This is a genomic window from Pseudomonas sp. 3B-A001-10F (genome assembly GCF_056313565.1).
Window position 1 is genome coordinate 18,784 of sequence record NZ_JBQYFW010000045.1, and the last position, 25,680, is coordinate 44,463.

The 25,680-nt window shown below is 58.6% G+C and carries 25 protein-coding genes; 17 read left to right on the forward strand and 8 right to left on the reverse strand.

The genetic code is table 11. The annotated features are described in order from the left end of the window. Positions 1-2: 2 nt before the first annotated feature. Positions 3-1,157 (reverse strand): PQQ-dependent sugar dehydrogenase, encoded by a 1,155-nt coding sequence (locus tag AC0ZWN_RS26700; RefSeq protein ID WP_476337359.1) that lies wholly within the window; start codon positions 1,155-1,157, stop codon positions 3-5. A 51-nt stretch (positions 1,158-1,208) separates the two neighbouring features. Then, entirely contained in the window at positions 1,209-1,529 is a 321-nt protein-coding gene (locus tag AC0ZWN_RS26705) for a hypothetical protein (protein WP_220556139.1), read from the reverse strand. A gap of 189 nt (positions 1,530-1,718) precedes the next feature. Here AC0ZWN_RS26705 and ku point away from each other — a divergent pair, with 189 nt between their 5' ends. Continuing rightward, positions 1,719-2,585 carry a non-homologous end joining protein Ku gene (gene ku, locus AC0ZWN_RS26710; protein ID WP_476337362.1) on the forward strand — a complete coding sequence of 289 codons (867 nt, stop codon included), beginning with the start codon at positions 1,719-1,721 and terminating at the stop codon, positions 2,583-2,585. A gap of 117 nt (positions 2,586-2,702) precedes the next feature. Here the strand turns inward: ku and lpxO are convergent, their stop codons facing one another. Then, positions 2,703-3,602, reverse strand: a complete 900-nt coding sequence (gene lpxO, locus AC0ZWN_RS26715; RefSeq protein ID WP_099759425.1) for a lipid A hydroxylase LpxO — start codon at positions 3,600-3,602, stop codon at positions 2,703-2,705. Positions 3,603-3,980: 378 nt separating this feature from the next. Between lpxO and AC0ZWN_RS26720 the strand changes: the two genes are divergently transcribed. Beyond that, complete coding sequence (locus AC0ZWN_RS26720; RefSeq protein WP_007914779.1) at positions 3,981-5,567, forward strand: ABC-F family ATPase; 1,587 nt, start codon at positions 3,981-3,983, stop codon at positions 5,565-5,567. Positions 5,568-5,834: 267 nt separating this feature from the next. Next, the gene (locus AC0ZWN_RS26725) at positions 5,835-7,022 is read left to right on the forward strand and encodes an MFS transporter (RefSeq protein ID WP_476337365.1); all 1,188 of its coding nucleotides are present in this window, start codon (positions 5,835-5,837) and stop codon (positions 7,020-7,022) included. 44 nt (positions 7,023-7,066) lie between these two features. On the opposite strand, the gene AC0ZWN_RS26730 is transcribed toward AC0ZWN_RS26725, so the two are convergent. Then, on the reverse strand, positions 7,067-8,104 hold the full coding sequence (locus tag AC0ZWN_RS26730) for an alpha/beta hydrolase family protein (protein WP_095048871.1): 1,038 nt from the start codon (positions 8,102-8,104) through the stop codon (positions 7,067-7,069). Positions 8,105-8,340: 236 nt separating this feature from the next. Further along, entirely contained in the window at positions 8,341-8,952 is a 612-nt protein-coding gene (locus tag AC0ZWN_RS26735) for an FMN-dependent NADH-azoreductase (protein WP_116030393.1), read from the reverse strand. A gap of 128 nt (positions 8,953-9,080) precedes the next feature. Here AC0ZWN_RS26735 and AC0ZWN_RS26740 point away from each other — a divergent pair, with 128 nt between their 5' ends. Together AC0ZWN_RS26740 and AC0ZWN_RS26745 are read left to right on the forward strand one after the other, a co-directional pair. Continuing rightward, positions 9,081-9,989: a LysR substrate-binding domain-containing protein gene (locus AC0ZWN_RS26740; protein WP_093432790.1), complete on the forward strand. Its 909-nt coding sequence runs from the start codon at positions 9,081-9,083 to the stop codon at positions 9,987-9,989. Continuing rightward, positions 9,986-10,345, forward strand: coding sequence for an MmcQ/YjbR family DNA-binding protein (locus AC0ZWN_RS26745; protein ID WP_099759087.1), 360 nt, complete (start codon positions 9,986-9,988; stop codon positions 10,343-10,345). Before AC0ZWN_RS26740 ends, AC0ZWN_RS26745 begins: the two co-directional genes overlap by 4 nt. Before the next feature lie 119 nt (positions 10,346-10,464). On the opposite strand, the gene AC0ZWN_RS26750 is transcribed toward AC0ZWN_RS26745, so the two are convergent. Together AC0ZWN_RS26750 and AC0ZWN_RS26755 are read right to left on the reverse strand one after the other, a co-directional pair. Next, entirely contained in the window at positions 10,465-10,896 is a 432-nt protein-coding gene (locus AC0ZWN_RS26750; protein WP_476337369.1) for a DUF1294 domain-containing protein, read from the reverse strand. After that, entirely contained in the window at positions 10,893-11,723 is an 831-nt protein-coding gene (locus AC0ZWN_RS26755) for an undecaprenyl-diphosphate phosphatase (RefSeq protein WP_186623302.1), read from the reverse strand. The genes AC0ZWN_RS26750 and AC0ZWN_RS26755 overlap by 4 nt, the downstream gene beginning before the upstream one ends. Positions 11,724-12,029: 306 nt before the next feature. Here AC0ZWN_RS26755 and AC0ZWN_RS26760 point away from each other — a divergent pair, with 306 nt between their 5' ends. The 9 genes from AC0ZWN_RS26760 to AC0ZWN_RS26800 all read left to right on the forward strand — a co-directional run bounded on the left by AC0ZWN_RS26760 (position 12,030) and on the right by AC0ZWN_RS26800 (position 20,395). After that, complete coding sequence (locus AC0ZWN_RS26760; RefSeq protein WP_476337371.1) at positions 12,030-13,664, forward strand: methyl-accepting chemotaxis protein; 1,635 nt, start codon at positions 12,030-12,032, stop codon at positions 13,662-13,664. A 296-nt stretch (positions 13,665-13,960) separates the two neighbouring features. After that, a complete protein-coding gene (gene pnuC / locus AC0ZWN_RS26765; protein ID WP_095048865.1) occupies positions 13,961-14,524 on the forward strand; it encodes a nicotinamide riboside transporter PnuC in 564 nt (187 codons plus the stop codon). After that, entirely contained in the window at positions 14,521-15,045 is a 525-nt protein-coding gene (locus AC0ZWN_RS26770; RefSeq protein WP_476337374.1) for an AAA family ATPase, read from the forward strand. The genes pnuC and AC0ZWN_RS26770 overlap by 4 nt, the downstream gene beginning before the upstream one ends. A 357-nt stretch (positions 15,046-15,402) precedes the next feature. Next, positions 15,403-15,855, forward strand: coding sequence for a hypothetical protein (locus tag AC0ZWN_RS26775; protein ID WP_038361181.1), 453 nt, complete (start codon positions 15,403-15,405; stop codon positions 15,853-15,855). A gap of 1 nt (position 15,856) precedes the next feature. Then, positions 15,857-16,432 (forward strand): adhesin, encoded by a 576-nt coding sequence (locus AC0ZWN_RS26780; RefSeq protein WP_095048862.1) that lies wholly within the window; start codon positions 15,857-15,859, stop codon positions 16,430-16,432. A gap of 73 nt (positions 16,433-16,505) precedes the next feature. After that, positions 16,506-17,510: a heme utilization protein gene (locus AC0ZWN_RS26785; RefSeq protein ID WP_476337376.1), complete on the forward strand. Its 1,005-nt coding sequence runs from the start codon at positions 16,506-16,508 to the stop codon at positions 17,508-17,510. 63 nt (positions 17,511-17,573) lie between these two features. After that, positions 17,574-18,254: a C39 family peptidase gene (locus tag AC0ZWN_RS26790; RefSeq protein ID WP_095048860.1), complete on the forward strand. Its 681-nt coding sequence runs from the start codon at positions 17,574-17,576 to the stop codon at positions 18,252-18,254. A gap of 44 nt (positions 18,255-18,298) precedes the next feature. Then, the gene (locus AC0ZWN_RS26795; RefSeq protein ID WP_095048859.1) at positions 18,299-19,045 is read left to right on the forward strand and encodes a hypothetical protein; all 747 of its coding nucleotides are present in this window, start codon (positions 18,299-18,301) and stop codon (positions 19,043-19,045) included. Between the two features lie 45 nt (positions 19,046-19,090). After that, entirely contained in the window at positions 19,091-20,395 is a 1,305-nt protein-coding gene (locus tag AC0ZWN_RS26800) for a hypothetical protein (protein ID WP_095048858.1), read from the forward strand. Positions 20,396-20,494: 99 nt separating this feature from the next. Here the strand turns inward: AC0ZWN_RS26800 and AC0ZWN_RS26805 are convergent, their stop codons facing one another. Beyond that, a complete protein-coding gene (locus tag AC0ZWN_RS26805; RefSeq protein ID WP_016983762.1) occupies positions 20,495-21,820 on the reverse strand; it encodes a sigma-54 dependent transcriptional regulator in 1,326 nt (441 codons plus the stop codon). A gap of 355 nt (positions 21,821-22,175) precedes the next feature. Between AC0ZWN_RS26805 and AC0ZWN_RS26810 the strand changes: the two genes are divergently transcribed. The 3 genes from AC0ZWN_RS26810 to nhaB all read left to right on the forward strand — a co-directional run bounded on the left by AC0ZWN_RS26810 (position 22,176) and on the right by nhaB (position 25,600). Next, positions 22,176-22,442 carry a hypothetical protein gene (locus AC0ZWN_RS26810; protein ID WP_095048857.1) on the forward strand — a complete coding sequence of 89 codons (267 nt, stop codon included), beginning with the start codon at positions 22,176-22,178 and terminating at the stop codon, positions 22,440-22,442. A gap of 280 nt (positions 22,443-22,722) precedes the next feature. Further along, positions 22,723-24,024, forward strand: a complete 1,302-nt coding sequence (locus AC0ZWN_RS26815; protein ID WP_476337380.1) for an NHL repeat-containing protein — start codon at positions 22,723-22,725, stop codon at positions 24,022-24,024. 73 nt (positions 24,025-24,097) lie between these two features. Beyond that, complete coding sequence (nhaB, locus tag AC0ZWN_RS26820; protein ID WP_093432826.1) at positions 24,098-25,600, forward strand: sodium/proton antiporter NhaB; 1,503 nt, start codon at positions 24,098-24,100, stop codon at positions 25,598-25,600. Positions 25,601-25,680 lie beyond the last annotated feature (80 nt).

Sequence of the window (25,680 nt, forward strand, 5' to 3'; positions counted from 1 at the left end):
CGTCAAGGTGTCGGCTTCAGGCCGATCTTGTATAGCGAGCCGTTCTCTTCATCCGTCAAAACATACAGATAACCATCCGGCCCTTGCCGCACATCACGAATCCGCTGCTTGAGTTCGCCGAGCAAACGCTCCTCATGCACGACCTTGTCGCCATCGAACTGCAAGCGGATCAGTTCCTGAGTCACCAGCGCGCCGATAAACGCATTGTGTTGCCACGGCTTGAAACGATCGGCATCGTAAAACGCCATACCGGTAACGCCCGGCGATTTCTCCCACACATGATGCGGCGCGACGGTGCCTTCGGCCGTTTTGCCCTGGGCTTCCGGAATCGGCTGCATCGAGTAATTGATGCCGTGGGTCGCCAGTGGCCAGCCATAGTTCTTGCCGCGTTCGATGATGTTCACTTCGTCGCCACCGCGCGGGCCGTGCTCGTTCTCCCACACCGTGCCAGTCCATGGATTGAGCGCCGCGCCCTGCGGATTGCGCACGCCGTAGGCCCAGATTTCCGGGCGAACGCCGGACTGGCCGACAAAGGGGTTGTCGTCCGGCACCTTGCCGTCGGGGTAGATGCGCACGACCTTGCCTTGCAGCTTGTCGAGATCCTGCGCAGTCGGCCGGTCGTTGTTCTCGCCCAAGGTAATGAACAGATAACCGTCGCGATCAAACACCAGCCGCGAGCCAAAGTGATTGCCGACCGAAAGCTTCGGTTCCTGGCGGAAGATTACTTTGAAGTCCTTCAACGTCTTCAGGTCATCCGCAAGCCGCCCGCGTCCTACGGCGGTGCCAGCCTTGTCGCCGGCTCCGCCGCCTTCGGCATAGGACAGATAGACCAGACGATCCTGTTTGAAGTCCGGCGACAGCGCGACATCCAGTAACCCGCCCTGCCCCTTGGCCCAGACCTGCGGTACACCGGAGATCGGTGCTGACAGCGTGCCGTCTGCCGCCACCACGCGCAGATTGCCCGGACGCTCAGTGACCAGCATGCCTTGGCGATCCGGCAGAAACGCCAGCGCCCATGGATGCTCAAGGCCTGCGGTGATGGTCGTGACTTCGAGGGTGCCTTGTTCGCTTTGCAGCTCTTTGGGCGCGGCGGCAAAGGCCGGGGCACTGATCAGCGCACCAGCACACAGTGTGGCTAGAAGGGTTTTACGCAACATGCACGATTCCTTTTTTCGTTTGAAGGGCCGACAGAACTTCAGTCCTGCCGCTCAACGATTGCTGTCTCCGCCGCGCGAAGGTGGGTTGGGAATGAACGTGGGGGGTGTGCTCGGCACCGAACGGATCGGCTGGCCGTTGCCAATGCCCCGGTTCTCGACCGTAGGCTGGCGCGGCGTTGGTACGGTGTTCGGCCCCCGAATGGGGGGAGCGCTGGGCTGAGTGCCCTGCATGCTGTTCGGATTGGCCCGGCGGATCGGGCTGTTGTAGGGGTTATTGCTGTTACCAGTGGGGCTTTGCGCCAACAGCACGTCGGCATGAACCAGCCCGCCACTGAGGGCAAGGACGACGATGCCAAGCAGAATTCGGTTCATGACGCTGCCTCTCGATGGGCTTGGGATAGAGCCTTCGAGTCCACGCTACGCCGAGGGTTCGGATTTGTTAACCCGTCAGGCTTAAACAACATGTAACACGGCTTGACCAAGTGACTGGTAACCCGCGCATCCCGGGGAAACTTTCAGTCGTGGCCGCTGGTCATCCGATCATCACTCGGAGAACTCACCATGGCTCGGGCAATCTGGAAAGGCGCAATCAGTTTTGGACTGGTGCACATCCCTGTCGCACTGGTCTCGGCGACCTCGTCGCAGGGCGTGGATTTCGATTGGCTCGACAGCCGCAGCATGGATCCCGTTGGCTATAAACGGGTAAACAAGGTCACCGGCAAAGAAGTTACCAAGGAACACATTGTCAAAGGTGTGGCCTACGAAAAAGGCCGATATGTGGTGCTCAGCGAAGAAGAGATCCGCTCGGCACACCCTGTTTCAACGCAGACCATCGACATATTCTCGTTTGTCGACGCCGATCAGATTCCCCTGCAAAACATCGACACGCCCTACTATCTGGCGCCGGACAAACGCGGTGGCAAGGTCTACGCGTTACTGCGTGAAACCCTGAGCAAAACCAACAAGGTCGCCCTCGCCCGCGTGGTCTTGCATACGCGCCAATACCTCGCAGCGTTAATGCCGCTGGAATCTGCGCTGGTACTGGTGAAACTGCGCTGGCCGCAGGAGGTACGCGGTCTCGATGAGTTGGAACTGGGCAGCGAAGTGACCAAGCCGCAGTTGGCCAAGGGTGAACTGGACATGGCCAAACGGCTGGTGCAGGACATGAGCGCCGACTGGAAGCCCGAAGACTACAAGGATGAATTTGAAGACAAGATCATGGCCCTGGTCGAGAAAAAGGCCCATGAAGGCAAGATCGAGGATGTTGAGACGGTGGGCGGCGAAGAAGAGCGCAAATCCGCTGATGTGATCGACTTGACCGAGCTGCTCAAACGCAGTCTGGGCGGGAAAGCGGTGGCGAAGCCGAAAGCGAAAGCAGAGAAAACGGCGAAATCTGCGCCGGCGAAGAAGACCAAGAAGGCTTCCTGATAGTGATTGGTTGCCCTTGATACCGTCATCGCGAGCAGGCTCACTCCTACAGTGGATCGCATTTCAAATGTAGGAGTGAGCCTGCTCGCGATGGCGTCAGCAGCGTTTATCTTGAATTCAGATCAGAATGAATACCGCGAGCAAACCGCCGAAGATCGCCCACTTTTCCATGTAGTAGCGCTTGCGATTGCGCTTTTTCAGCTCTTTGCCACGCAGACGAATCTTGTAGATCCGGGTAAACAAGCGGTTGATCCCGCCCGTGCGGTCGCTGGCATCGTTCGGTGCGCCCGCCGCCGACATCACCGTGCGGCTGAACCAGGCGTTGAACGCGGCGGCCCAGCGGTACTTCATCGGCCGTTCAATATCGCAGAACAGGATGATACGGTTCTTGTCGGTGGTGTTTTCGGCGTAATGAATAAACGTCTCGTCGAACATCACCGCTTCACCATCGCGCCAATGGTAGTTCTCACCGTCGACGTTGATGTAGCAGCCGGCATCGTTCGGCGTGTCCAGGCCCAGGTGATAGCGATAGGAACCGGCATACGGGTCGCGGTGACGCACCAGTTTCGAACCCGGGGGCAACTCGGCAAACATCGCGGCCTTGATCGAACCAATGCTCTGCACCAATTCGGTGGTGCGCGGGCACAGCTTCATGGCCGACGGATGGCTCTCGCCGTACCACTTCAGATAAAACCGCTTCCAGCCGCTTTTGAAGAACGAGTTGAAACCGACATCGTCGTACTGGTTGGAGCGCTTGATCTCGCCGGCACGCAGCAGGTTCTGCCCCTCCTCACGGATTTCTTCCCAGTGCGCCTGCAACGGGCTCAAGTCAGGAAACTCGCTAGGGTCCAGGTACGGCTTGTTCGGTTTTTTCGAGAACAGATAAAGGAAGCAGTTGATCGGCGCAAGAAACGTCGAATGGTCGCTCAGTTGTCGACCGAGTTTGTGTCGCACACGCCCACGCAGATGAACGTATGCAATGGAAATGACATAAATAGCAGCAATGATGAGTTTCACGGAAATCGTCACACGTCAGAAGTGAACAAACTGCGCGCCTGGCGGCCTGAGGCCCAGCGTCTTATGCAGTGGTCTGAATACACATGGCACGTCCTTGGCCCGCGCCGTAACCGGACGCTCGGTGAAAGGTGGCATTTTAGCCACAGTTTGTCGCCAAAGGTGAGCGTTCATCTGTGAAAAACTGTCCCGCGCAGGTGCCAATCGGCGATCGTGGCGTGATCGCCCTATCGTTTAAAGAGCCAGACCAGTACAATCGCCGCCAAACTTTACGCGCCCCCCTTGGTTGATGACGGGACTTCCCCGCTTCAGCGCACTTTGACTCGGGCCAAGCGCTCCAGCCGCACCCTCGCTACTCAGAATGCTTCGCAGGAAAAACTCTTGATCTCTACAGCTAACATCACGATGCAGTTCGGCGCCAAGCCGCTCTTCGAAAACGTTTCGGTCAAATTCGGCGCGGGCAACCGCTACGGCCTGATCGGCGCCAACGGTTGCGGCAAGTCGACCTTCATGAAAATCCTCGGCGGCGACCTCGACCCGTCCGGCGGTCAGGTCATGCTCGAGCCGAACGTACGTCTGGGTAAATTGCGCCAGGACCAGTTCGCCTACGAAGAATTCACCGTGATCGACACCGTGATCATGGGCCACGAAGAGCTGTGGAAGGTCAAGGCCGAGCGCGACCGCATCTACTCGCTGCCGGAAATGAGCGAAGAAGACGGCATGGCCGTGGCCGAGCTGGAAACCGAATTCGCCGAGATGGACGGTTACACCGCCGAATCCCGTGCCGGCGAACTGTTGCTGGGCCTGGGCATCGGCATCGAGCAGCACTTCGGCCCGATGAGCGAAGTTTCGCCAGGCTGGAAACTGCGCGTATTGCTGGCGCAGGCGCTGTTCTCCGATCCGGAAGTGCTGTTGCTCGACGAACCGACCAACCACCTGGACATCAACACCATTCGCTGGCTGGAAAACGTGCTGACCCAGCGCAACAGCCTGATGATCATCATCTCTCACGACCGTCACTTCCTGAACAGCGTGTGCACGCACATGGCTGACCTGGATTACGGCGAGCTGCGTCTGTTCCCGGGCAATTACGACGAGTACATGACCGTGGCGACCCAGTCCCGCGAGCAACTGCTGTCGGACAACGCCAAGAAGAAAGCGCAGATTTCCGAGCTGCAATCGTTCGTCAGCCGCTTCTCGGCCAACGCCTCGAAAGCCAAGCAGGCTACTTCCCGCGCCAAGGCGATCGACAAGATCCAACTGGCCGAGGTCAAGCCTTCGAGCCGCGTGAGCCCGTTCATTCGCTTCGATCAGAACAAAAAGCTGCACCGCCAGGCGGTTATCGTCGAAAAAATGGCCAAAGGCTTCGACGGCAAACCACTGTTCAAAGACTTCAGCTTCCAGGTTGAAGCCGGCGAGCGCGTGGCGATCATCGGCCCGAACGGTATCGGCAAAACCACCCTGCTGCGCACCCTGGTCAACGAACTGACCCCGGACGCCGGCAGCATCAAGTGGACCGACGCCGCCGAACTGGGCTACTACGCTCAGGATCACGCGCACGACTTCGAAGACGACGTCACCCTGTTCGACTGGATGGGTCAGTGGACTCAGGGCGAACAGATGATTCGCGGCACTTTGGGGCGCATGCTGTTCTCCAACGACGAAATCCTCAAGTCGGTCAAAGTGATTTCCGGTGGTGAGCAAGGTCGCATGCTGTTCGGCAAGCTGATCCTGCAAAAGCCGAACGTGCTGATCATGGACGAACCGACCAACCACTTGGACATGGAATCGATCGAGGCGCTGAACCTGGCGCTGGAAAACTACCCGGGCACGCTGATCTTCGTCAGCCACGACCGTGAGTTCGTATCGTCCCTGGCCACACGCATCATCGAGCTGAGCCCGGATGGCGTGACTGACTTCAGCGGCACTTACGATGACTACCTGCGTAGTCAGGGCGTTGTGTTCTAAAACGCTGCTGCAACCTGAAAAGCCCTGTCCATGTGACGGGGCTTTTTTGCATTTCAGGGCAGTGATTCTGATCGTTCCCACGCTCTGCGTGGGAATTGCATCCCGTGACGCTCCGCGTCACACGAGCGGGACGCGGAGCGTCCGTGGCGGCGTTACCACGCAGAGCGTGGGAACGATCAATCTGGAAAGATAGTTAGCCTGCTTTCTTTTATCTCAAGCCCAAGCCATGATGCGAACTCTCCCACCGCCGCCCGCGAACGAGTCCTCATGCCTGCGCAGCAACTGCCACCGCAAAGCTCCATGGCGATCACCCTGCAGATCGTTTCCATCGTGTTCTACACCTTTATTGCGTTCCTCTGCATCGGCCTGCCGATCGCGGTGTTGCCTGGTTATGTGCATGAGCAACTGGGTTTCAGCGCGGTCATCGCCGGGCTGGTGATTGGCTCGCAATACCTGGCCACCCTGCTCAGCCGGCCAATGGCCGGGCGCATGTCGGACACGGTCGGCACGAAACGGGCGATCATTTATGGCTTGTGGGGAATTTTCCTCAGTGGCTTGCTGACGCTGCTCTCCACCCTGTTGCAGACTTGGCCGCTGACAAGCCTGATCATTCTGATCATCGGCCGCTTGCTGCTTGGCATCGCACAGGGCTTGATCGGTGTCGGTACGATCAGTTGGTGCATGGGCCAGGTCGGCGTCGAACACACGGCAAAATCCATCGGCTGGAACGGCATCGCTTCCTATGGCGCGATTGCGATTGGTGCGCCGCTGGGCGTGGTGATGGTCGCCGATTACGGCTTCACCAGCCTCGGCATCGCGCTGGCCGTGCTGGCGGCCGGTGCGCTGGTGCTGATTCGCAATAAGCCTTCGGTGCCGGTGATCCGTGGCGAACGCCTGCCGTTTTGGGCGGTGTTCGGGAGGATCGCCCCGTATGGTGCCAGTCTGACCCTGGCCTCGATCGGTTACGGCACCCTGACCACTTTCATCACCCTCTATTACCTCAACCGTGGCTGGACCGGCGCGGCGTACTGCCTGACGGTGTTTGGCGTGTGCTTCATCCTGTCGCGGCTGATGTTTATCTCGGCGATCAGTCGGTTTGGCGGGTTCAGGTCCGCTATCGCCTGCATGACCATCGAAACCTTGGGCTTGGTGATGTTGTGGCTGGCGCCGTCGACCGCATTCGCCTTGATCGGTGCCGGACTGGCAGGGTTTGGTTTGTCGCTGGTGTACCCGGCGCTGGGTGTCGAGGCGATCAAGCAGGTGCCCAGTTCCAGCCGAGGATCCGGGTTGGGCGCTTATGCAGTGTTCTTCGATCTGGCGCTGGCGATTGCCGGGCCGTTGATGGGTGCGGTGGCGTTGAATCTGGGGTATTCGTGGATTTTCTTCAGTGCGGCGCTGTTGTCGGTGATCGGGCTGGGGCTGACCTTGCTGCTGCAGCGCCGGGCGATTTCCTGAATCATCGACGCTCCCACAGTTGCTACGGTGCTGCGGGGATCGGATTATTGATCCGCGGTCTGCATGCCGGCCCGGGTCGGTTTACCCAAGGTGTGCGAGAAGAACCGTCCCGCCTCAGAGATCAGGTTGCGGTGAATGTCTTCGCGATCAACACCATCAGCATCGGTGCACAACGCCGGCATCGCGCGAATCTGTTCTTCGTTGCACGGCGCCATAAACACGAAGTGCCCTGCCCCGGCGAGTAATTTGAAGTCCGGCGCTGTCGGCAGTTTGCGCGCCAGAGCGGCGGCGTTCTTGTCGAAAGCCACCAGCTTGTCACCATCACCGCTGTAGAGCAGCACCGGCACATGCACGTCAGCCAAGGTGTGACGACCGAACTTGAGGCTCAGCGGCGCCATCAGCAACAGCGCATGAACGCGCGGATCGGCCACCGGTTGCAGATCATCCCGATCAACGATCAACTCACCTTGGGTGTTACAGGCATCACGATCGTCCGGGCGCTCTTGGCAATACCGACGCAGGCGATCGAGATCCGGTTGCGCCCCGGACAGGATCAATGCCGTCTCGCCGCCCGCCGAATAACCAATCACCCCGACTTGATCCGCATTGACGTACGGCGCAAGCATGCGATCGCCCAAGGTTGCGGTGATGGCTTCGGAAATCTGGATCGGTCGCCCGTAGAGATTGCTCAGAGTGCCGAGTCGGCTGTGGTCTTTGGAGTTGTCGCCGGGGTGAATCACCGCCACCACGACAAAGCCTTTGCGCGCCAGCGAGGTCGCCAGGTCGTGCAGTGCGAGCGGCGTGCCGGTGTTGCCATGGGAGAGCATCAGCATCGGGAAACGGCCGATGGCGACTTTGGTGTCTTCGCCGGCTTCGACCGAATAGCCCTCGAGCAGGCTCAGGTGTTCGCGATCGCTGGAAGGATAAAAGGCGATGGCGCGCATCGGTTGCAGGTCCAGCGGATCGAGGAAGGTCATCTCGTGATAACCGACGCTCCAGACCGGGTGTCGCCCAGGCGCGGCATGCACTGTGTTAAGGCTGCCGAGCAGGCAAATCAGTAACGTTGCACAAAGACGCATCATGGGATGCCCCACCCTGTTGTTACTCAATCGAAAGTTCCGTTGCGTTGCGGGCCTGAAACCCCGGGGATTCAGTGTTCCGGTACGACAATGCACTCAGACGCTGATTGTGTGACTGCATAACCCGGGCCAGATTATGTAACAGTCAGAAACAAAAAACTCCGTATTCGCCCCTTGCGGAACCAGAATACAGAGTTTTTTGGGTGTTACCTGAACATCAGCTGTTCTTTACGCAAGCCTTACGCGGCGGCGAACAGTTGCTCGCTGATCTTCGCTTGTGCAGCGGTCATGGCGTTGTTACGCACTTCGTCGCCATACGCCAGGCCTTCGGCACGGACGATTTCGATGTCGGTGATGCCAAGGAAGCCCAGCACCAGCTTCAGATATTCTTCGTGAGCGATGCCGCTGGCCTGACCGGCATGAATGCCGCCGGAAGTGGAAACGATCACCACTTTCTTGCCGCCGCACAGGCCTTCAGGGCCGGCTTCGGTGTAACGGAAGGTTTGACCGGCGACCGCAACGCGGTCGATCCACGCCTTGAGTTGGGTCGGTACGGTGAAGTTGTACATCGGAGCCGCGATCACAACGGCGTCCGCAGCGATGAACTCGGCCAGGGTCGAAGCACTCAGTTCGGCTTCGTGCTGTTGTGCGGCGTTACGCAGTTCAGCGGTGGTGCCGGCAGCCACCAGGGTAGTCGACGAGAAGTGGCTGATGGCATCGGCGGCCAGGTCGCGGTAGGTCACCACGGCGCTTGGCTCGGCGGCTTGCCAGGCTTTGACGACTTCGCTGCTCAACTGACGGGAAGCCGAGTTGTCGCCCAGAATGCTCGAATCGATATGCAGCAGTTTCATGTGGAATCTCCTGGAAGGAATCGCCGGTGGCGACGGAATGGAGACAATCCTACGCAAGAAACCAATGGATGATTAGCCGCCTGAAATGCGATAGTTTGTCCCACTGATAGAACAGTCGGATATCCCTGATGCAAGACCTCAATGATCTCTACTATTTCGCCAAAGTCGTCGAAGCCGGCGGTTTTGCTGCGGCCGGGCGATTGCTCGGGATTCCCAAATCACGCTTGTCGCGGCGCATTGCCGAACTGGAAGAACGCCTCGGCGCGCGCCTGCTGCAACGCACCACCCGGCAACTCAATCTCACTGCAGTTGGCGAACGTTACTTGCGCCACTGTCAGGCGATGCTTCTCGAAGCAGAAATGGCCGATGAGGCGGTGGCGAGCATGTCCAGCGAGCCGCGCGGGCGACTGCGCGTGTCCTGCCCTACAGGTCTGGCCCGGGAAATGCTGCCGTGGGTGATCAGCGATTTCCTTGGCAAATTCCCCCAGGTGCAACTGGAAGTCGTACTGCTCAATCGCCGGGTCGATCTGGTCGGTGAAGGCTTTGATGTCGCGTTGCGCGTGCGTGAGCACGGTGACGAAGATCCGCTGCTGGTGACCCGACGCCTGCGTCAGGCGCAGATGGTCGTGGTGGCCAGCCCGGCGTTTTTACAGGGCAAGACGATCAACCATCCGCAAGACCTGAAGCATCTGCCCGTACTGGGTGCGCTGGAGGCCGATCGTATGGTGCATGTGCGCCTGCTCGATCAGCAGGGCCACAGTTTCGAACTGAACATGGAGGCTCGCCTGGGCATCGATGATTTTGTCGTACGCAAGGCCTGCGTCCTCGCCGGTCAGGGGTTTACCCTGTTGCCGATGATGTATTGCGAGGCGGAGCTGGAAAACGGCACGCTGGTGCAGATGCTGCCGGAGTGGTCACTACCCGGCGGCTGGCTGCAAGCAGTGTATCCGCATCGACGCGGGGTGATGCCGGCGGTGCGCGCATGGATCGATCATCTGGTCGAGTCGTTCAATGCCTGTGGGGAGCGGTTGTTATGAGCAAGGGAAAGATGAACGAAGCCGACGTTGCGGCGTTCTGCCTGGCATTGCCGGGCGCTCGGGAAGATTACAAATGGGGCGGCGTGCGAGTGTTTTCGATTGCCGGCAACAAGATGTTTGCCTTGCAGGGGCTGCGTGGGGATTCGCTGGCGTTCAAGGTCGACAAGGATTTGTTTCTTGGCCATTGCGACCGTCCCGGCATTCATCCGGCGCCCTATCTGGCCCGGGCGCAGTGGATCATCATGCACCCGCCCTACCCGTTGGGCGCCGAGGAATTGCGCGGGTTGTTGCAGCGCTCGCATCAACTGGTGGTGGGCAAGTTGCCGAAAAAGACCCAAATCGGATTATTGCTGTAAACCCGATCCCCCTGTGTAGGAGCTGCCGAAGGCTGCGATCTTTTGACTTTGATCTTTTAAAAGCAAGATCAAAAAGATCGCAGCCTTCGGCAGCTCCTACATAGGGAATTGCGGTGTATTCAGAACAGCGTCAGCAAGTTCGAGCCGAGAAACAGCTGGTCGATCCAGAACACTTGGTGCAACACGACAATCACCCAGAATAGAATCTGAAACGACACCTTGCGCGTCTTGTGCCGGAACACCTGCTGGGCGATCAATGCACCCGGCCAACCGCCCGCCAGTTCCACGGCATGAAGGATGTTCTCCGGTGTGCGCCAGGCATCGGCGCGCGCCTTGCGCTTGTCTGCCCAGTACATGAAGAACGCCAACACGCTCACAACACCGTAAGCCGTCAGCGGCACTAACGAAATCCCACGCAACCACATCGACACCGAGCCGAACAGCGGCAACGCGCAGACGATCAGCAGAACCAGCAGTTTCAGCTTCATATGCTGGATGTTGTTGCCGCCCGAAGGTCGCCCTTCGGGCCGGCGTGCGCGGGAATCACTCATGGCTTGGCCGCCGCCCAATCAATCCAGCCAAACTGCCACGTCGCCAGAATGACCAGACCAAATACGATCCGATACCAGGCAAATGCCGCATAGCTGTGGCTGGCAATAAACTTGAGCAAACCGCGCACGGCGATCATGGCGAAGATGAACGCGGTGACAAAGCCGATGGCAAACACCGGGAAGTCCGCCGGCACAAACAGATGGCGATACTTATAGCCTGAGTAGACCGCCGCACCGACCATGGTCGGCATCGCGAGGAAGAAGGAAAACTCGGTGGCAGTCTTGCGCGACAGGCCGAACAACAACCCGCCAATGATCGTCGAGCCGGAACGCGAAGTGCCGGGAATCATCGCCAGACACTGAGCGAAACCAACCTTCAAGGCATCTTTCCAGGTGATCTCGTCGACTGTTTCGGCGTGCACTGCATGCTGACGCTTTTCCGCCCACAACATGATGATGCCGCCCACCACCAACGCGGTCGCAACGGTAATCGGATTGAACAGGTATTCGTGGATCAGGTCGGCAAAGATTACGCCCAGCACCACGGCGGGCAGAAACGCGATCAGCAGGTTAGCGGTGAAACGACGGGCACTGGGCTGCGTCGGCAAACCGATGACCACATCGAAAATCTTGCGGCGAAACTCCCAGACCACCGCGAGGATCGCGCCGAGCTGGATGATGATATTGAACGCCATGGCCCGTTCGCCGCCGAAATCGAGCAAGTCGGCAACAATGATCTGGTGTCCGGTACTGGAAATGGGCAAAAACTCCGTCAGCCCTTCTACAACTCCTAGTATCAGTGCCTGCAAGGCCGTCCAAAGATCCATCAATCCCCCCAAAGAGCGATGCGCGCCGGCATGCTCCGATAGTATTTTTCTAGCGTTCACTGCGATCAGCGTAGCTGTTTATGGCTGTACCGATTCCGCACGCACAGGATCCACACGAAACGGTCAAAATTCCGTGAAATATCAATTTGGATTCAGGTTTTCACGCGCGGGGCCGAAATCCTAACAGACAAGCCTTATTAGCGCTGCCGCGTTATACGACTTGGGTCGCGTATGCCCGCTCACGAAATCGTGGTTGGATGCTGGCGGTCGTTTATTACAAGAAAAAGAATCCGGAGTGACAGCGTTATGAACAGCTTGCGCAGTGTGTCGATCAGCCGACGCTTGTGGCTCATCTTGATTGTGGCGGTGGTCATGTTGCTGACCTTGGGCGTGTTGATGCTCAAGCAGATCCACGACGATCTCTACGATGCCAAAGCCCAGAAAACCCAGCACGTCGTGCAGACCGCCAGCGGCCTGCTGACCTATTACCACGACCTCGAAACCGCCGGCACCCTGAGCAAAGAGGCTGCACAGAAACAGGCGCTGACGGCAATTCGCGGCCTGCGTTACGACCAGAGCGATTACTTCTGGATCAACGACCTCACGCCCGTGATGGTCATGCACCCGACCAACCCGAAACTCGAAGGCCAGAACCTCTCGGCGATCCGCGATCCGGACGGTTTTGCGGTGTTCAACGAAATGGTCGCCATCGCCAGGTCCAAAGGCGCCGGCATGGTCGACTACCGTTGGCCGAAACCCGGCGCCAGTGAGCCGGTGGCCAAGACCTCCTACGTCAAACTGTTCGAACCGTGGGGCTGGGTGCTCGGCTCCGGGGTTTACGTCGACGACGTTCAGGCGGAATTCCAGGGCCAAGTGATCAAGGCTACGGTCATCGGCCTGGCGATTGCCGTGATCATGGCGCTGCTGGTGATCCTCATCGCGCGCAGCATCGTCCGCCCGCTGCAGGAAACCGTGAATGCCATGGCCAACATCGCCAGCGGTGAAAGCGACCTGACCCGCAGCCTCGATACTCACGGTAAAGATGAAGTCACTGAGCTGGCGCATCACTTCAACGCCTTCACCGCCAAGCTGCGCCGGGTCATCGGTGATCTGCAGGTGTCGGCCAGTGCACTGGGCCAGTCGTCCAGCGAACTGGGCAACGACGCCTCGCAAGCGCAGCAACGCAGCCAGCAGCAATCGCAGCAGATGGAACTGGTGGCCACCGCGATCAACGAGGTGACCTATGGCGTGCAGGACGTGGCGAAGAACGCCGAGCACGCCGCCGCCGAAATGCGCGATGCCGAAGCGCAGGCGCAACAGGGCCAGATCAACATCGATGGCAGCTTGCAGCAGATCGACAAACTGTCCGGCACTATCGATCAAGCGGTGGAGGTGATCCGCACCCTCGCCGCCGAAAGTACGCAGATCGGCAGCGTGCTGGAAGTGATTCGCTCGATTGCCGAACAGACCAACCTGCTCGCGCTTAATGCCGCGATTGAAGCGGCGCGGGCCGGTGAGCAAGGTCGCGGGTTTGCCGTGGTGGCGGATGAAGTACGCTTGTTGGCGCAACGTACGCAGAAGTCGACGGCGGAAATCCAGTCGATGATCGAGCGTCTGCAGAACCATTCCGAAGCCGCTGTGAAAGTGATCGGCGACAGCAGCAAGGCGTCGCAACTGACCATCGAACAAGCCGGGTTGGCCGGTGCGAGTCTGAATGCGATTGGCCAGGCACTGCGTAATCTCAATGGCCTGAACGCGTCGATTGCCAGTGCCACGTTGCAGCAGGCGCATGTGGTCGAGGACATTAATCAGAACGTCACTCAGGCGGCCGGCCTCTCGCATAGCACGGCGATCGCTGCCGAACAGTCGAGTGCGGCCAGCCTGAAGCTTGGCCAGTTGAGCGAACAACTCAACGCCCTCCTGCGCCAGTTCCGCGTCTGACCCGTGTAACTGTAGTGAGCCCCCCCCTCACCCCGGCCCTCTCCCCGAGGAGAGGGGGTCGACCGAGGTGTCTCAAGCTATACGTCGACCTGAAAAATCGAGTCGATTATGGATTCAACGCAGAAAGATCAGGTCGGCGTATCTCGAACATCCAATTCGGTCAGTCCCCTCTCCCTACGGGCGGTCCGACGTTTCGGGAGGGTTAGGGTGAGGGGCTTTTGATCTACAGCGATCATCAGTACCTAGCCCAATGCAGTACAATCCGCCCCCTTCTTTCACTCCCCCAAGGAACCCCCATGTCCGGGCTTGAACTGTTTGCCGCCGCCCTCGGGGTGATCGCCGTGTGGCTGACGGTCAAACAGAATCCGTGGTGCTGGCCGATCGGTCTGGTCATGGTGCTGCTCTATAGCTGGATCTTCTTTGAAGTGAAGCTGTATTCGGACATGTTGCTGCAAGTGATCTACGCCGCGCTGCAAGTCTATGGCTGGTGGCAATGGACCCGCGCCGGGACGATGCATGACGGCCGCGAGGTCACTCGCCTCGATCGCCGCACTCTGTTGCTCGGCCTCAGCGTTGGCGCGGTCGGCAGTGTCTTGCTCGGCGCGGCCATGGCGCATTGGACCGACGCCGCGCAACCGTGGCTCGATGCCGCGCTGACCGGTTTCAGCCTGGTGGCGCAACTGTGGATGGCACAGAAACGCCTGCAATGCTGGGCACTGTGGTTTGTGCTGGATGTGATCTTTGTCGGCTTGTTCATCTATAAGGGGCTGTACCTGACCGCTGCGCTGTACGGGCTATTCACCCTGCTGGCGGTGCAAGGCTATCGCGAATGGCGCGCCGACCCGGCGTTGCGCCCATGAAGGTCGTGGTCCTGACCGGCCCCGAATCCACTGGCAAGAGCTGGCTGGCGGCGGGCCTGCAACAACGCTTTGGCGGCTTGCGGGTGGATGAATACGTGCGTCGGTTTATCGAACTCAATCCCCGCGATACATGCCTGGCCGACATCCCTGATATCGCTCGGGGCCAGTTGCAATGGGAGGATGAGGCTCGGGCGCAACAGCCGTCACTGCTGATTCTCGACACCCATCTGCTGAGCAACATGCTGTGGAGCCAGACGCTGTTTGCTGACTGTCCGGACTGGCTGGAAACCGAGCTGTTGGCACGGCATTACGACCTGCACCTTCTTTTGTCCCCGGAACAGATCGACTGGACCGATGACGGTCAGCGCTGCCAACCGGATCTGGACGAGCGTCTGGTGTTTTACCAGGCCACGCAGAACTGGCTGGATAACCACCACCAGCACTTTCAGGTCATCCAGGGCAATTGGGCCGAGCGCCAAGTGCAGGCCTTTGCCGCCGTCGAGCAATTACTGGTCGAATGACCCGGTCGACGGGTCACCTTCCCCGGCACTTTCCCCTGTCTTGGGGACAAAGTGTCCGATTCTGAAACACTCGTTGACGTGCAGAGTGCCCGTTTCAGCGCTGTTCATGGCTTTGTCATCCGAGTTGTTACGTGGTTGAAACACATCGTCGCAAACCCTTGTTCCAGAGCTTTGCTCAGCCAATAGACAGCTCGGCGCGGCCGTGGGTGTTTCAACGCTGAAACAGCTTGTGTTTCAGCTGCGCGCGTTTATTTGCCAACTCATTGAAATTCAAAAACTTTTAAAAAGCGGCACAGCTTTCGCTCTCTCCTTCACAACGCTGACTCGGGCCAGCCCACTGAAGAAGGAATTGCAGCCGTGGGGAATATCCAAAAAGGTTTGACCTGCCTTCTGCTGATCGGATCAGCAGCCAGTACGCTGATCAGCTTCAACGTGCAGGCGGAAGGCAACGGCGTCATCGTCCTCAACCGCGATGTTCAGCCTATTCCTATCGGTCGCAATGGTGGCAAAGACCCCTACCCGACCACCGTCAATGCCAACCCGTCCGCACGCATCAACTCCACCATGAACAGCACCGAATTGAGCGATGGCGACTTCGCCGGTGTCGCCAGCGGCAGCGCGTTCCGCACCGTCAACAATGTCCAGGCCGGCAGCAACCTGCCAGGCCTCAATACCGTCACCAATCCCAACGGCATGCCCGGCATGAGCGCAGGACACGGCGGCGGTTCCGGTGGTGCGATTTCCGGCACGATCAACCGCGCCATGAGTTCCGGCCTTGCCCCCCTGACCCGCATGGCCGGAGGCCAATGAGATGAATCGCTCACTCCTTCTGCTCGCCCTGCTCGGTTGCACCACAGTTATGGCTGCTGATCCCGTTTCAGTGAACAACGCCAATATTCAAGACTCCGGCGTCCATTATCGCGGCAACTTCAACGTCAACCAGGCGGCTGGCGATCAAATGCAGCAGACCAACGTCAAGGCAGTGGCAATCGGCACCGAATCCCACGCCAGTACCAGCGTCATGCAGAAAATCGACACACCGGCCTCGCGCTCCATCGACGCCAGCGCATCCATTGGCGGCACCTCTTTCAGTAATGGCAACGGGATCCTCGGTGTGAACCAGGGCGCCGGTGCCAACAACCAGATGGCCAACGTCACGCGCGTCAGCATCAGTGCTGCCCCGCAGAGCGTTGACGACAGTGCCCTTTCACAACAGAACGTGGCGCTTTTACCAAGCTCAGGAGCAACTGGGACCTCACCCGGCAGTCGCCAGGTCACGACAAGTGATCAGGCCTTCACCGGCAGCCGAGGGGTCATCCAGGTGAACCAGAGTGCCGGGGTGGGGAACCGAATGGCTAACACCCTGAGCATCCGGGTCGCTGACTGACCCAAACAACAAAAGCAGTGCAATTAGAAAGTACCAACACTTAACCAACTAATAAGCACGATGGAGAAACACCATGAAACCTACAATGGCTCTCAAACCACTGGTTTTCGCACTTGCAGCAGTGATGGCAATCGCAGCACAGGCAGGCGGTCGTGATGACGATCATGGTAATGGGCACGGCAACGGACACGGCAACGGGCATGGTAATAACCAGCCTAAAGGCCCAACCCTGGAACAACTGCTGCAAATCACCGCAGGCGCCGGTGCCGCTGTGCTTGACGTGCAAGACAGCGACGGCAACGTGGTGAAAAACCAGGGCACTCTGAACAACGCTAATGCCAGTGATTCGCTCAACGGTTCCAACGGCAACATGGGCGCCAACGTTGCAGCCGGCGACGGCAACCAGCAGGACAACGCTGCTGCGCTGGCCACCGCTGACGAAAGCTTCATCTTCGGTAACGCTGTTGCTGCTTCGAGTGCCACTCAAGTCAACAACAACAACTATGTGAAAAACTCGTCCACCTTCAATAACGCTACGCTCAACAACGCAGGCAACAATGGTTCCGGCAACATCGGCATCAACGTCACTGCCGGCAACTTCAACCAGCAGAAAAACAACCTGGCGATCGCCGTATCCGGTGGCCGCGTAGCTCAGGCTGCTGCTTCTGCCAACCAGTCTTCCACTGGCCTGGTTGTAGAAAACAAAGGCGTGCAGACCTACAAAACCGACACCCTCACCGGCACTTATGCCGCTGCCGGCGTGTTCAAGGCAAAAGGCACTGCAACCATCGAAGACGATAATGATCACGGCGGTTGGGGCAATCGTGGCGGCGGTCACGGTGGCAACGATGACCAGAAAGCCAAGTTCGAAGCCGTGGGTACCTTTGGCCTCGCTGGCGTAACCACTCAGCAAGTCATGACCAAAGACGGCTGGAAAGCGCCAGTGGTCAACAACGCCAACATGACCAACTCGATGAACAACTTCTCCGGCAACGGCGGAGCCAACGTCTCGGCGGGTGTGGGCAACCAACAAAGCAACTCGCTGTCCATCGCTGCTGGCTGCAGAGCCTGCCTGTAACTGCGATCGAAACGAAAGCCCCGGAAACGGGGCTTTTCCTCAGTCCGCAAAGGCGTATCGATCATGCGTAAGCCTGCTCTCCTCGCTCTGCTTTTCGTCTGTGGCCTGACTCAGGCCGGTCAGATGCCCGTCGCTGCCCTGCCGGGTGGCACGCTCGTCTACAAAAACGTGCAGAGCATCCGTGAGCGCAAGTTTGCCGACATCGTCGAACAGAAAACCGATTTCAGCTGCGGCGCTGCTGCACTCGCCACGGTATTACGCCAGGCCTATTGGCTCGACGTCGATGAGGAGCACATCATCAAAGGCATGCTGGTCAACGCTGACCAGGACCTTGTTCGTACTCAAGGGTTTTCCATGCTCGACATGAAGCGCTACATAGAAAGCATCGGCATGCGCGCCAGGGGTTACAAGATTCCACCGGAAAAGCTCGAAGCGGTAACGATCCCGGTGGTGGTACTGATGGAAATTCGCGGCTACAAGCATTTCGTCGTGTTGCAGCGTTCGGACAAGGATTGGGTTTACATCGGAGACCCGGTTCTCGGCCATAAACGCTACAAACATGATGACTTTGTCAAAGGCTGGAACGGCATTGTCTTCGCCATCGTCGGTCCCGGATATGACAAGGCCAACGCCTTGCGCAGCCCTCCGGTGCCATTGACGGCCAAGAACAAGCTCGACGGTTTCAACCCGGTCAAAGATGCTGAATTGATGGATTTTGGGTTCATTCAGAGCGACTTCTTTTAATCGCCGATTATAGAAAATGGGACTGGATGTCCCGGGAGCAGCAGATGAAAACCTCATACTGGCTGGCCGCCGCCTGCCTGGCAGCGAGCGCATCGGGCTACGCCAATGCAGGATTCAAACCCATAGAGATCAAGGACCAGGAGCTCGCCGAGCTGCGTGGTCGTTATGTCATGCCGGGGCGGATTATCAGCTTCGGCATTGTCATGAGCAGTACCTGGCGCAATGCCAGCGGAGATTTGATCGGGGCAGCCACCTCGATGCAACTTCAGGCAGCAACGGTTAGACCCGAATTTTATGTGCAAACGATCAAGGAGCACGGCAACGGCAGCCCCCTTCCTGCGGGTACCGGCACGATCACTGGTGGCGCCGGCCTCAACAGCAGCCAGGGCGTGACGCAGAGCGTGCGTGCCGCTGGCGACAGCAATACCGCCTACAACAATGTAGCCATCAACGTTTCGGAAGCCAATCAGGCCCCCGCGCTGGTGCCCACTCAAGGGCAGGCACTGATGGCCGGACAAACCATTGGCGGCAGCAATGCCGCGGGCAGCGTGGCCGTTTCGGCCAACGGTGGCGGCGTACAGATGGCCATTCAAGCCGCCGGCAATCAGGGCACAGCCCTGCAACAAGTCGCCCAAGGTGGCTTGCTGCAGAATACCCGTCTGCTGGGCAGTGCCAACGTGGTCAATAACATGACTCAACTCAACGTCGTATTGAACAATAACGGCATGAGTGCCGGCGCACTGGATTGCAACCTGAGTCAACTCAGGGCACTACGCACCATTGGATATTGAACTACGCTGAGTCTCGATCATTGGGCTTAAAGGGACGGCTTATTCATGTATCGATCAGTATCACTGCGTGCCGCAGTGTGTTTGAGCACTCTTCTCCCGGCCGCGATGCTGCAAGCGGCACCGGACGCCGATGTAGAAACCCTGAAACAAGAGCTTCTGGAGCTGAAGCAAAGATACGAAGTACAACAAAAGGCCCTGGCGGTCCTCGAACAACGAGTCCGCCAGGTTGAAGAGCAACCCGCCGCCCCACCGCCAAAACGTTTGGCCAAATCACCATCGGACATGAAAGGCAACCGCGTCGCCACCGGTACCGGTGCGGCAGCCGCATCAGGAGGCGCCGCCGGGGGCAGTGGCGCTTCTTACGGGCAATCGCTGGCGGACGATTCGCAACCGGCGCAGAGCGTTTCCAACCTGTACGACGAGGCCAGTGGCTTCTTCGGCGGCGGCAAGTTCAGCGTCGAAACCGGCATCACCTATTCGCGCTATGACACGCGCCAGTTGATTCTCAACGGCTTCCTCGCGCTGGATTCGATTTTTCTCGGCAACATCAACCTCGACCGGATCAAGGCCGACACCTGGACTCTCGACCTGACGGGCCGCTACAACTTCGATAATCGCTGGCAGTTCGACCTGAACGTGCCCGTGGTGTATCGCGAATCGACTTATCAGTCGGGCGGCGGCAATGAGGGCGCGGCGGGAGTCACCACAGAAGAAACCGTCACCAAGGATCCAACCATTGGCGACGTCAACTTCGGCATTGCTTACAAGTTCCTCGACGAGTCGGTCAATACACCGGACGCGGTGGTCACCCTGCGGGTCAAGGCGCCAACGGGCAAGGATCCGTTCGGCATCAAACTTCGCCAGACCGATGCCAACTCCAATCTGTTTGTACCTGACACCCTGCCCACCGGCAACGGCGTCTGGTCGATCACGCCGGGCATCTCGCTGGTCAAGACGTTCGACCCGGCGGTGCTGTTCGGCAGCTTGTCCTACACCCACAACCTGGAGGAGTCGTTTGACGACATCAGCTCGACGGTCAACCAGAAAAACCCGGGCAAGGTAAAAATCGGCGACAGCTTCCAGATCGGCGCCGGTATTGCCTTTGCGCTGAACGAAAAGATGAGTATGTCGTTCTCGGTGTCTGATCTGGTGCAACGCAAGAGCAAGCTGAAACAGGATGGCGGAGATTGGGAATCGGTGGTGTCCAGCGACGCCAACGCCGGTTACTTCAACGTCGGCATGACCATTGCTGCCACTGACAACCTGACCATCGTACCCAACCTGTCCATCGGCATGACGGATGATGCCCCGGACTTTTCCTTCAGCCTGAAATTCCCGTACTACTTTTAAGCAAACGCAAAAGATCGCAGCCTGCGGCAGCTCCTACAGGGATTACACAAACCCAATGTAGGAGCTGCCGCAGGCTGCGATCTTTTGATCTTCAGTGATCTAACGAATCTGATGTTTGTGCAGCAAACGGTAGAACGTCGGCCGTGACACGCCGAGCACTTTGGCCGCCACACTGAGATTATCGCTGTGCCGGTTCAACACGTCACACAACGCCTGGCGTTCGGCGCGGGTCTTGTAATCTTCCAGCGTGCCCATCGGTGTGGCGATCGAGTGCTGACTGATCAAGCCCAGATCCCGTGCCTCGATCTGCCGCCCTTCAGCCAACACCAAACCTCGTCGCACACGGTTGGCCAGTTCACGGACGTTACCCGGCCAGTCATGTTTGCCCATGGCAATCAGCGCGTCTTCGCTGAAACTGCGCGGGCGGCGACCGGTTTCATGGCTGTAGAAGTGGGAAAAGTGGTTGGCCAGCATCGAGAGATCACCATGGCGTTCACGCAACGGCGCGGTGACCACCTGCAGCACGTTGAGCCGGTAATACAGGTCTTCGCGAAAACGTTTCTTCTCGATGGCCGCCTCAAGGTCGACGTGAGTCGCCGCCAGCACACGCACATCCACCGGGATCGGCTGGCTGCCGCCGACGCGTTCGATGTGTTTTTCCTGCAAGAAGCGCAGCAGATTGGCCTGCAGTTCAAGGGGCAAATCACCGATCTCATCGAGAAACAGCGTACCGCCATTGGCCGCCTCAATACGCCCGACCTTGCGCTGATGCGCGCCGGTAAACGCGCCTTTCTCGTGGCCGAACAACTCGGACTGAATCAAATGTTCGGGAATCGCCCCGCAATTGATCGCCACAAATGGTTTGCTGTGACGTTGGGATTGCCGATGCAGCGTGCGCGCGACCAGTTCTTTGCCGGTACCGCTTTCACCGCGGATCAGCACCGGCGATTCAGTCGGTGCCAGTTTGCTGAGTAACTTGCGCAATTCGCGGATCGGCTTGCTGTCACCGAGCAGTTCATGTTCGGGCTGATCGACGTGAATCGTGCCCTGCCCGCGCAAGCGCGCCATGCCGAATGCCCGGCCAAGGGTGACCTGCACCCGCGACACGTCGAACGGCAAGGTGTGGAAATCGAAAAACCATTCACAGACGAAGTCACCGACGTTCTGTAAACGCAGGACTTCCTGATTGAGCACGGCGATCCATTCAGTGCCGCTGCGACTGATCAGCTCCTTGACCGCCTCGGGGCGTTCAAGATGAAACGGCTGTAATCGCAACAAGCCGACATCACAACTGCGGTCGGCGGCATTTTCCAGGGTGCAACTGTCAACATCCCAACCTACGGCGCGTAATCCGGGCAATAAGCGGTGGCAGTCGTCGCACGGATCGACTACCAATAAACGTCGTAACGCTGGCGCTTCGCTCATGACTGTTCCTTGGCGCCAAATTATTAGAAATGATTGTAAAAACAGTCATTTGGCAGACCCGACTGTAACATTAGCAAGATTTTGACAGCGCCTTGTATCGATTGCTTATAGGTGTACAAGCAAACGCGTTATAAGAAACCAGGTTGTTAGTTAGCTATCGACTAAATTGCTGTTTCAACCTTTCAGTGAGCTTTCAAAACCTGCCGACCAAAGCAACACCCTGAAAGAAAGTTGAAATTTCTTTGTTTCATGTGTGACCTGCCTACCGGTTCGGTGCATCAGTACAAGTACCAGCCGAACGGTAAGCCCAACCGACGGCACATCATTTGATTGGGCACGACAGAGAGAAAACCCCATGACCGCCCCGCTCCGTATCAACGAAGCTCTTTTGATTGCCAACCACGCGTTCAAACCGTTCCAGTGCGTGGCCTGGGCGCCACAAGACGGGAATGGCGAGCTCAGCCTGACCGTGATCGACCGGACCAACTCGCACATCGGTCGCAAACAGATCCCGAGCAGCGCCTACTCTGATCCGGCGCAACTCGAGCAACTGTTGGAGCAGGCTCGCGCTGAACTCAGCGAAGAAGGTTACAGCCTGCAATCCTGGTCGATGCCACACTAACTGCCGGGCGATGCGGATGACGCTCAGGTCATCCGCCCTACTCTGTTAGTTCTGATCTTTTTAACGCTCCGTACTTTTGCACAACTATTTGCAACTTATTCAGGCGTAACTGCTTGGCCGGCTTGCTATTGGTTCAAAAAGACACTGTTCTGGCACAGTGCGACCCTCCACCTGTTAGTTCTTACAGTTGTACTTCTCCCGGTTCAGGGATTGAATGTTTCGCTCATGCAGTTACCCGCCCGGTTCCCGGTACCAGGTCAACTCGCAAGGAGATGCGTGCATGTCCACTCTGAACACTTTCGCGCTGCCGGTGGTATCGACTTCTTTATTGAGCCGAGCCGGTCAACTCGACAGAACATTTGCCGCTAACGGCGTTGCTCAAGTGTATTTCGCTGGCAGTGTGTCCAGCCTGACCGAGGACATCGCCCTCGATGCGCAGGGACGGGTGCTGGTCGCAGCAAAGGTCGGCCTCGCCACCGGTAGCCGATTCGGCCTGGCGCGGATGCTTGCCGATGGCTCGGCCGATCTGACCTTTGGCGATCAAGGCAGCGTGATCGAAACCTTTGCCCCGGGCTTTGAAGCCACGGCCGGCAAAGTCCGGGTACTCCCCGACGGACGCATCCTGCTCGCCGGCCTGCATTATGAAAACGCTCATCGCACCTTGCCGGCTCTGGCCATGTTTGACGCACAGGGCAAGCCGGATCTGCGCTTCGGTGACAACGGTCGTCAGGTGGTGCGCCTGCCCGGCGACTTGTCCATGGGCAGCCGTGATGCCTGGCTACCGCCGGGCGTCCCGGGTGCTGAAGCCTGCGACTTTGTAGTCCAGGACGACGGCCATATTCTGCTGATCGCCAATCACCATTTCGAACTCGCCGACCATGCCGGCATGCTGATTCGCCTCAAGCCCGACGGCAGCCTCGATGAAACCTTCAACGGCCGCGGCTTCGTGATGATTCGCCACTTACTGCTCAACACCTGGCTCAGCAGCCTGCTGTTGCAAAAGGATGGGCGAATCGTAGTGGCCGGCTCCATCGACTTTCCGCAGGAAGGTTTGTTGGCGCGCTACCTGCCCGACGGTCGCCTCGACGAACGTTTTGCCGTGGACGGCTTCATGGCGTTCAAGGCTCACGGGCAAAGCGCCCAGGTCAGTCAGGTCCTGGAATCGGCCGATGCACTGCATTGTTTCGGCAGCAGTCGCGATCCGATTCGGTGCATGGCGTACAGCCTGCACACCAATGGCCGACCGAACCTGCACAACCATGGTGGCCAGCCACAACTGCTGGAAATCGGCCCGAGCGGCTGCCAATGGAGCGCCGCCCAGCGCATGGCGGACGGCCGCATCATCGCGGTCGGTGCAACCATTGGCGGATTCGAAGCGGATTTTATTGTTGCCCGTTACCAGAGGGACGGCGGCCTGGATCACAGCTTCGGTGACGGCAAAGGCTGGCTGCGCACGCGTCTGGGGCGCAGTCTCGACACCGCCAACTCGCTGGCCGTGCAAGCGGACAATGCCATCCTCGTCGGCGGTTATTCATTGGATGGCAACTACCGAGCCATGGTGGCGCGTTACCTGAACCATTGAAAAACACGCACTGTACTTGATCTTCCGCAACGCATCCGGCAACTTGCGCGCTTCTAAAGACAAGGAGCAGCCGATGTCCGGTTCAATGGCCCAGGCGTTCGCGCAAAATTTTCTCGGGCACTCGCCACGCTGGTACAAGGCGACCATCGTCGGTTTCCTCATCCTCAACGCCGTCGTGCTGTTCAGCGTCGGCCCGGTCGCGGCCGGCTGGTTGCTGGTGATCGAATTCATCTTCACCCTGGCGATGGCGCTCAAGTGCTATCCGCTGATGCCCGGCGGATTGTTGTTGATCGAAGCGCTGCTGCTGAAGATGACCACCCCCCAAGCGCTTTACGATGAGCTGGTGCACAACTTCCCGGTGATCCTGCTGCTGATGTTCATGGTGGCCGGTATCTACTTCATGAAAGATCTGTTGCTGTTTCTGTTCTCGCGCCTGCTATTGGGCGTGCGTTCAAAAGCGATACTGGCTTTGCTGTTCTGCTTTCTTTCCGCGTTCCTGTCGGCGTTTCTCGATGCCTTGACGGTGACCGCGGTAATCATCAGTGCGGCGGTCGGGTTCTATTCCGTTTATCACCGTGTCGCGTCGGGCAACGACCCGCGCCAGGACAGTGAGTTTGCTGACGACCGGAACCTGCCAAAACTTCACCATGACGATCTGGAACAATTCCGCGCGTTCCTGCGCAGCTTGCTGATGCACGGCGCGGTCGGTACGGCGCTGGGCGGTGTCTGCACATTGGTGGGCGAACCGCAGAACCTGTTGATCGGCCACGAAATGGGTTGGCACTTCGCCGAGTTCTTCCTGAAAGTCGCGCCGGTGTCGATACCGGTGCTGGCAGCGGGTCTGGTCACCTGCGTGTTGCTGGAGAAGCTGCGCTGGTTCGGCTACGGCACACTGCTGCCGGACAATGTTCGCGCCGTGCTGGCCAACTACGCCGCCGAAGACAATGCTGAGCGCACAGCGCGCCAACGCGCAGCCCTGCTGGTGCAAGGCGCGGCGGCACTGATCCTGATCGGCTGCCTGGCCTTTCATATCGCTGAAGTCGGCCTGATCGGCTTGATGGTGATTGTGTTGATCACCGCGTTTACCGGCATCACCGACGAACATCGTCTGGGCAGCGCATTCAAGGACGCCATGCCGTTCACGGCGTTGCTGGTGGTGTTTTTTGCGGTGGTTGCGGTGATTCACGATCAACAGCTGTTTGCGCCGTTGATCGAGTGGGTACTGGCCCTGCCGGTCGAGCAACAACCGGGCATGCTGTTCATTGCCAACGGCCTGCTGTCGGCGATCAGTGACAACGTGTTTGTCGCCACGATCTACATCACCGAAGTGAAACAGGCGTTCCTCGCCGGCCACATGAGCCGCGAACATTTCGAGACGCTGGCGATCGCGATCAACACCGGCACCAACCTGCCAAGCGTGGCGACGCCGAATGGCCAAGCCGCATTCCTGTTCCTCCTGACCTCGGCGATTGCACCGCTGGTACGCCTGTCGTACGGGCGGATGGTGTGGATGGCGTTGCCGTACACCTTTGTGATGGGATTGCTGGGTTGGTACGCGGTGAGCTATTGGCTCTGATCAACACCGCGTAAAAACTGTAGGAGTGAGCCTGCTCGCGATAGCGGTGTGTCAGCCCACGATACCTAGCGGCATCTCGT

Bases quoted from the DNA above. Each gene is read 5' to 3' on its own strand.
- AC0ZWN_RS26735 (WP_116030393.1), bottom strand. From the start codon at position 8,952: ATGAAACTGCTGCATATCGATTCGAGCATTCTGGGCGACAACTCGGCT.
- AC0ZWN_RS26770 (WP_476337374.1), top strand. From the start codon at position 14,521: ATGAAGGTCGTGGTCCTGACCGGCCCCGAATCCACTGGCAAGAGCTGG.
- ku (WP_476337362.1), top strand. From the start codon at position 1,719: ATGGCTCGGGCAATCTGGAAAGGCGCAATCAGTTTTGGACTGGTGCAC.
- AC0ZWN_RS26750 (WP_476337369.1), bottom strand. From the start codon at position 10,896: ATGAGTGATTCCCGCGCACGCCGGCCCGAAGGGCGACCTTCGGGCGGC.
- nhaB (WP_093432826.1), top strand. From the start codon at position 24,098: ATGTCCGGTTCAATGGCCCAGGCGTTCGCGCAAAATTTTCTCGGGCAC.
- AC0ZWN_RS26805 (WP_016983762.1), bottom strand. From the start codon at position 21,820: ATGAGCGAAGCGCCAGCGTTACGACGTTTATTGGTAGTCGATCCGTGC.
- AC0ZWN_RS26815 (WP_476337380.1), top strand. From the start codon at position 22,723: ATGTCCACTCTGAACACTTTCGCGCTGCCGGTGGTATCGACTTCTTTA.
- AC0ZWN_RS26730 (WP_095048871.1), bottom strand. From the start codon at position 8,104: ATGATGCGTCTTTGTGCAACGTTACTGATTTGCCTGCTCGGCAGCCTT.
- AC0ZWN_RS26740 (WP_093432790.1), top strand. From the start codon at position 9,081: ATGCAAGACCTCAATGATCTCTACTATTTCGCCAAAGTCGTCGAAGCC.
- AC0ZWN_RS26705 (WP_220556139.1), bottom strand. From the start codon at position 1,529: ATGAACCGAATTCTGCTTGGCATCGTCGTCCTTGCCCTCAGTGGCGGG.
- AC0ZWN_RS26745 (WP_099759087.1), top strand. From the start codon at position 9,986: ATGAGCAAGGGAAAGATGAACGAAGCCGACGTTGCGGCGTTCTGCCTG.
- AC0ZWN_RS26790 (WP_095048860.1), top strand. From the start codon at position 17,574: ATGCGTAAGCCTGCTCTCCTCGCTCTGCTTTTCGTCTGTGGCCTGACT.
- AC0ZWN_RS26810 (WP_095048857.1), top strand. From the start codon at position 22,176: ATGACCGCCCCGCTCCGTATCAACGAAGCTCTTTTGATTGCCAACCAC.
- AC0ZWN_RS26700 (WP_476337359.1), bottom strand. From the start codon at position 1,157: ATGTTGCGTAAAACCCTTCTAGCCACACTGTGTGCTGGTGCGCTGATC.
- AC0ZWN_RS26725 (WP_476337365.1), top strand. From the start codon at position 5,835: ATGCCTGCGCAGCAACTGCCACCGCAAAGCTCCATGGCGATCACCCTG.
- AC0ZWN_RS26755 (WP_186623302.1), bottom strand. From the start codon at position 11,723: ATGGATCTTTGGACGGCCTTGCAGGCACTGATACTAGGAGTTGTAGAA.
- AC0ZWN_RS26760 (WP_476337371.1), top strand. From the start codon at position 12,030: ATGAACAGCTTGCGCAGTGTGTCGATCAGCCGACGCTTGTGGCTCATC.
- AC0ZWN_RS26795 (WP_095048859.1), top strand. From the start codon at position 18,299: ATGAAAACCTCATACTGGCTGGCCGCCGCCTGCCTGGCAGCGAGCGCA.
- AC0ZWN_RS26780 (WP_095048862.1), top strand. From the start codon at position 15,857: ATGAATCGCTCACTCCTTCTGCTCGCCCTGCTCGGTTGCACCACAGTT.
- AC0ZWN_RS26800 (WP_095048858.1), top strand. From the start codon at position 19,091: ATGTATCGATCAGTATCACTGCGTGCCGCAGTGTGTTTGAGCACTCTT.
- pnuC (WP_095048865.1), top strand. From the start codon at position 13,961: ATGTCCGGGCTTGAACTGTTTGCCGCCGCCCTCGGGGTGATCGCCGTG.
- AC0ZWN_RS26785 (WP_476337376.1), top strand. From the start codon at position 16,506: ATGAAACCTACAATGGCTCTCAAACCACTGGTTTTCGCACTTGCAGCA.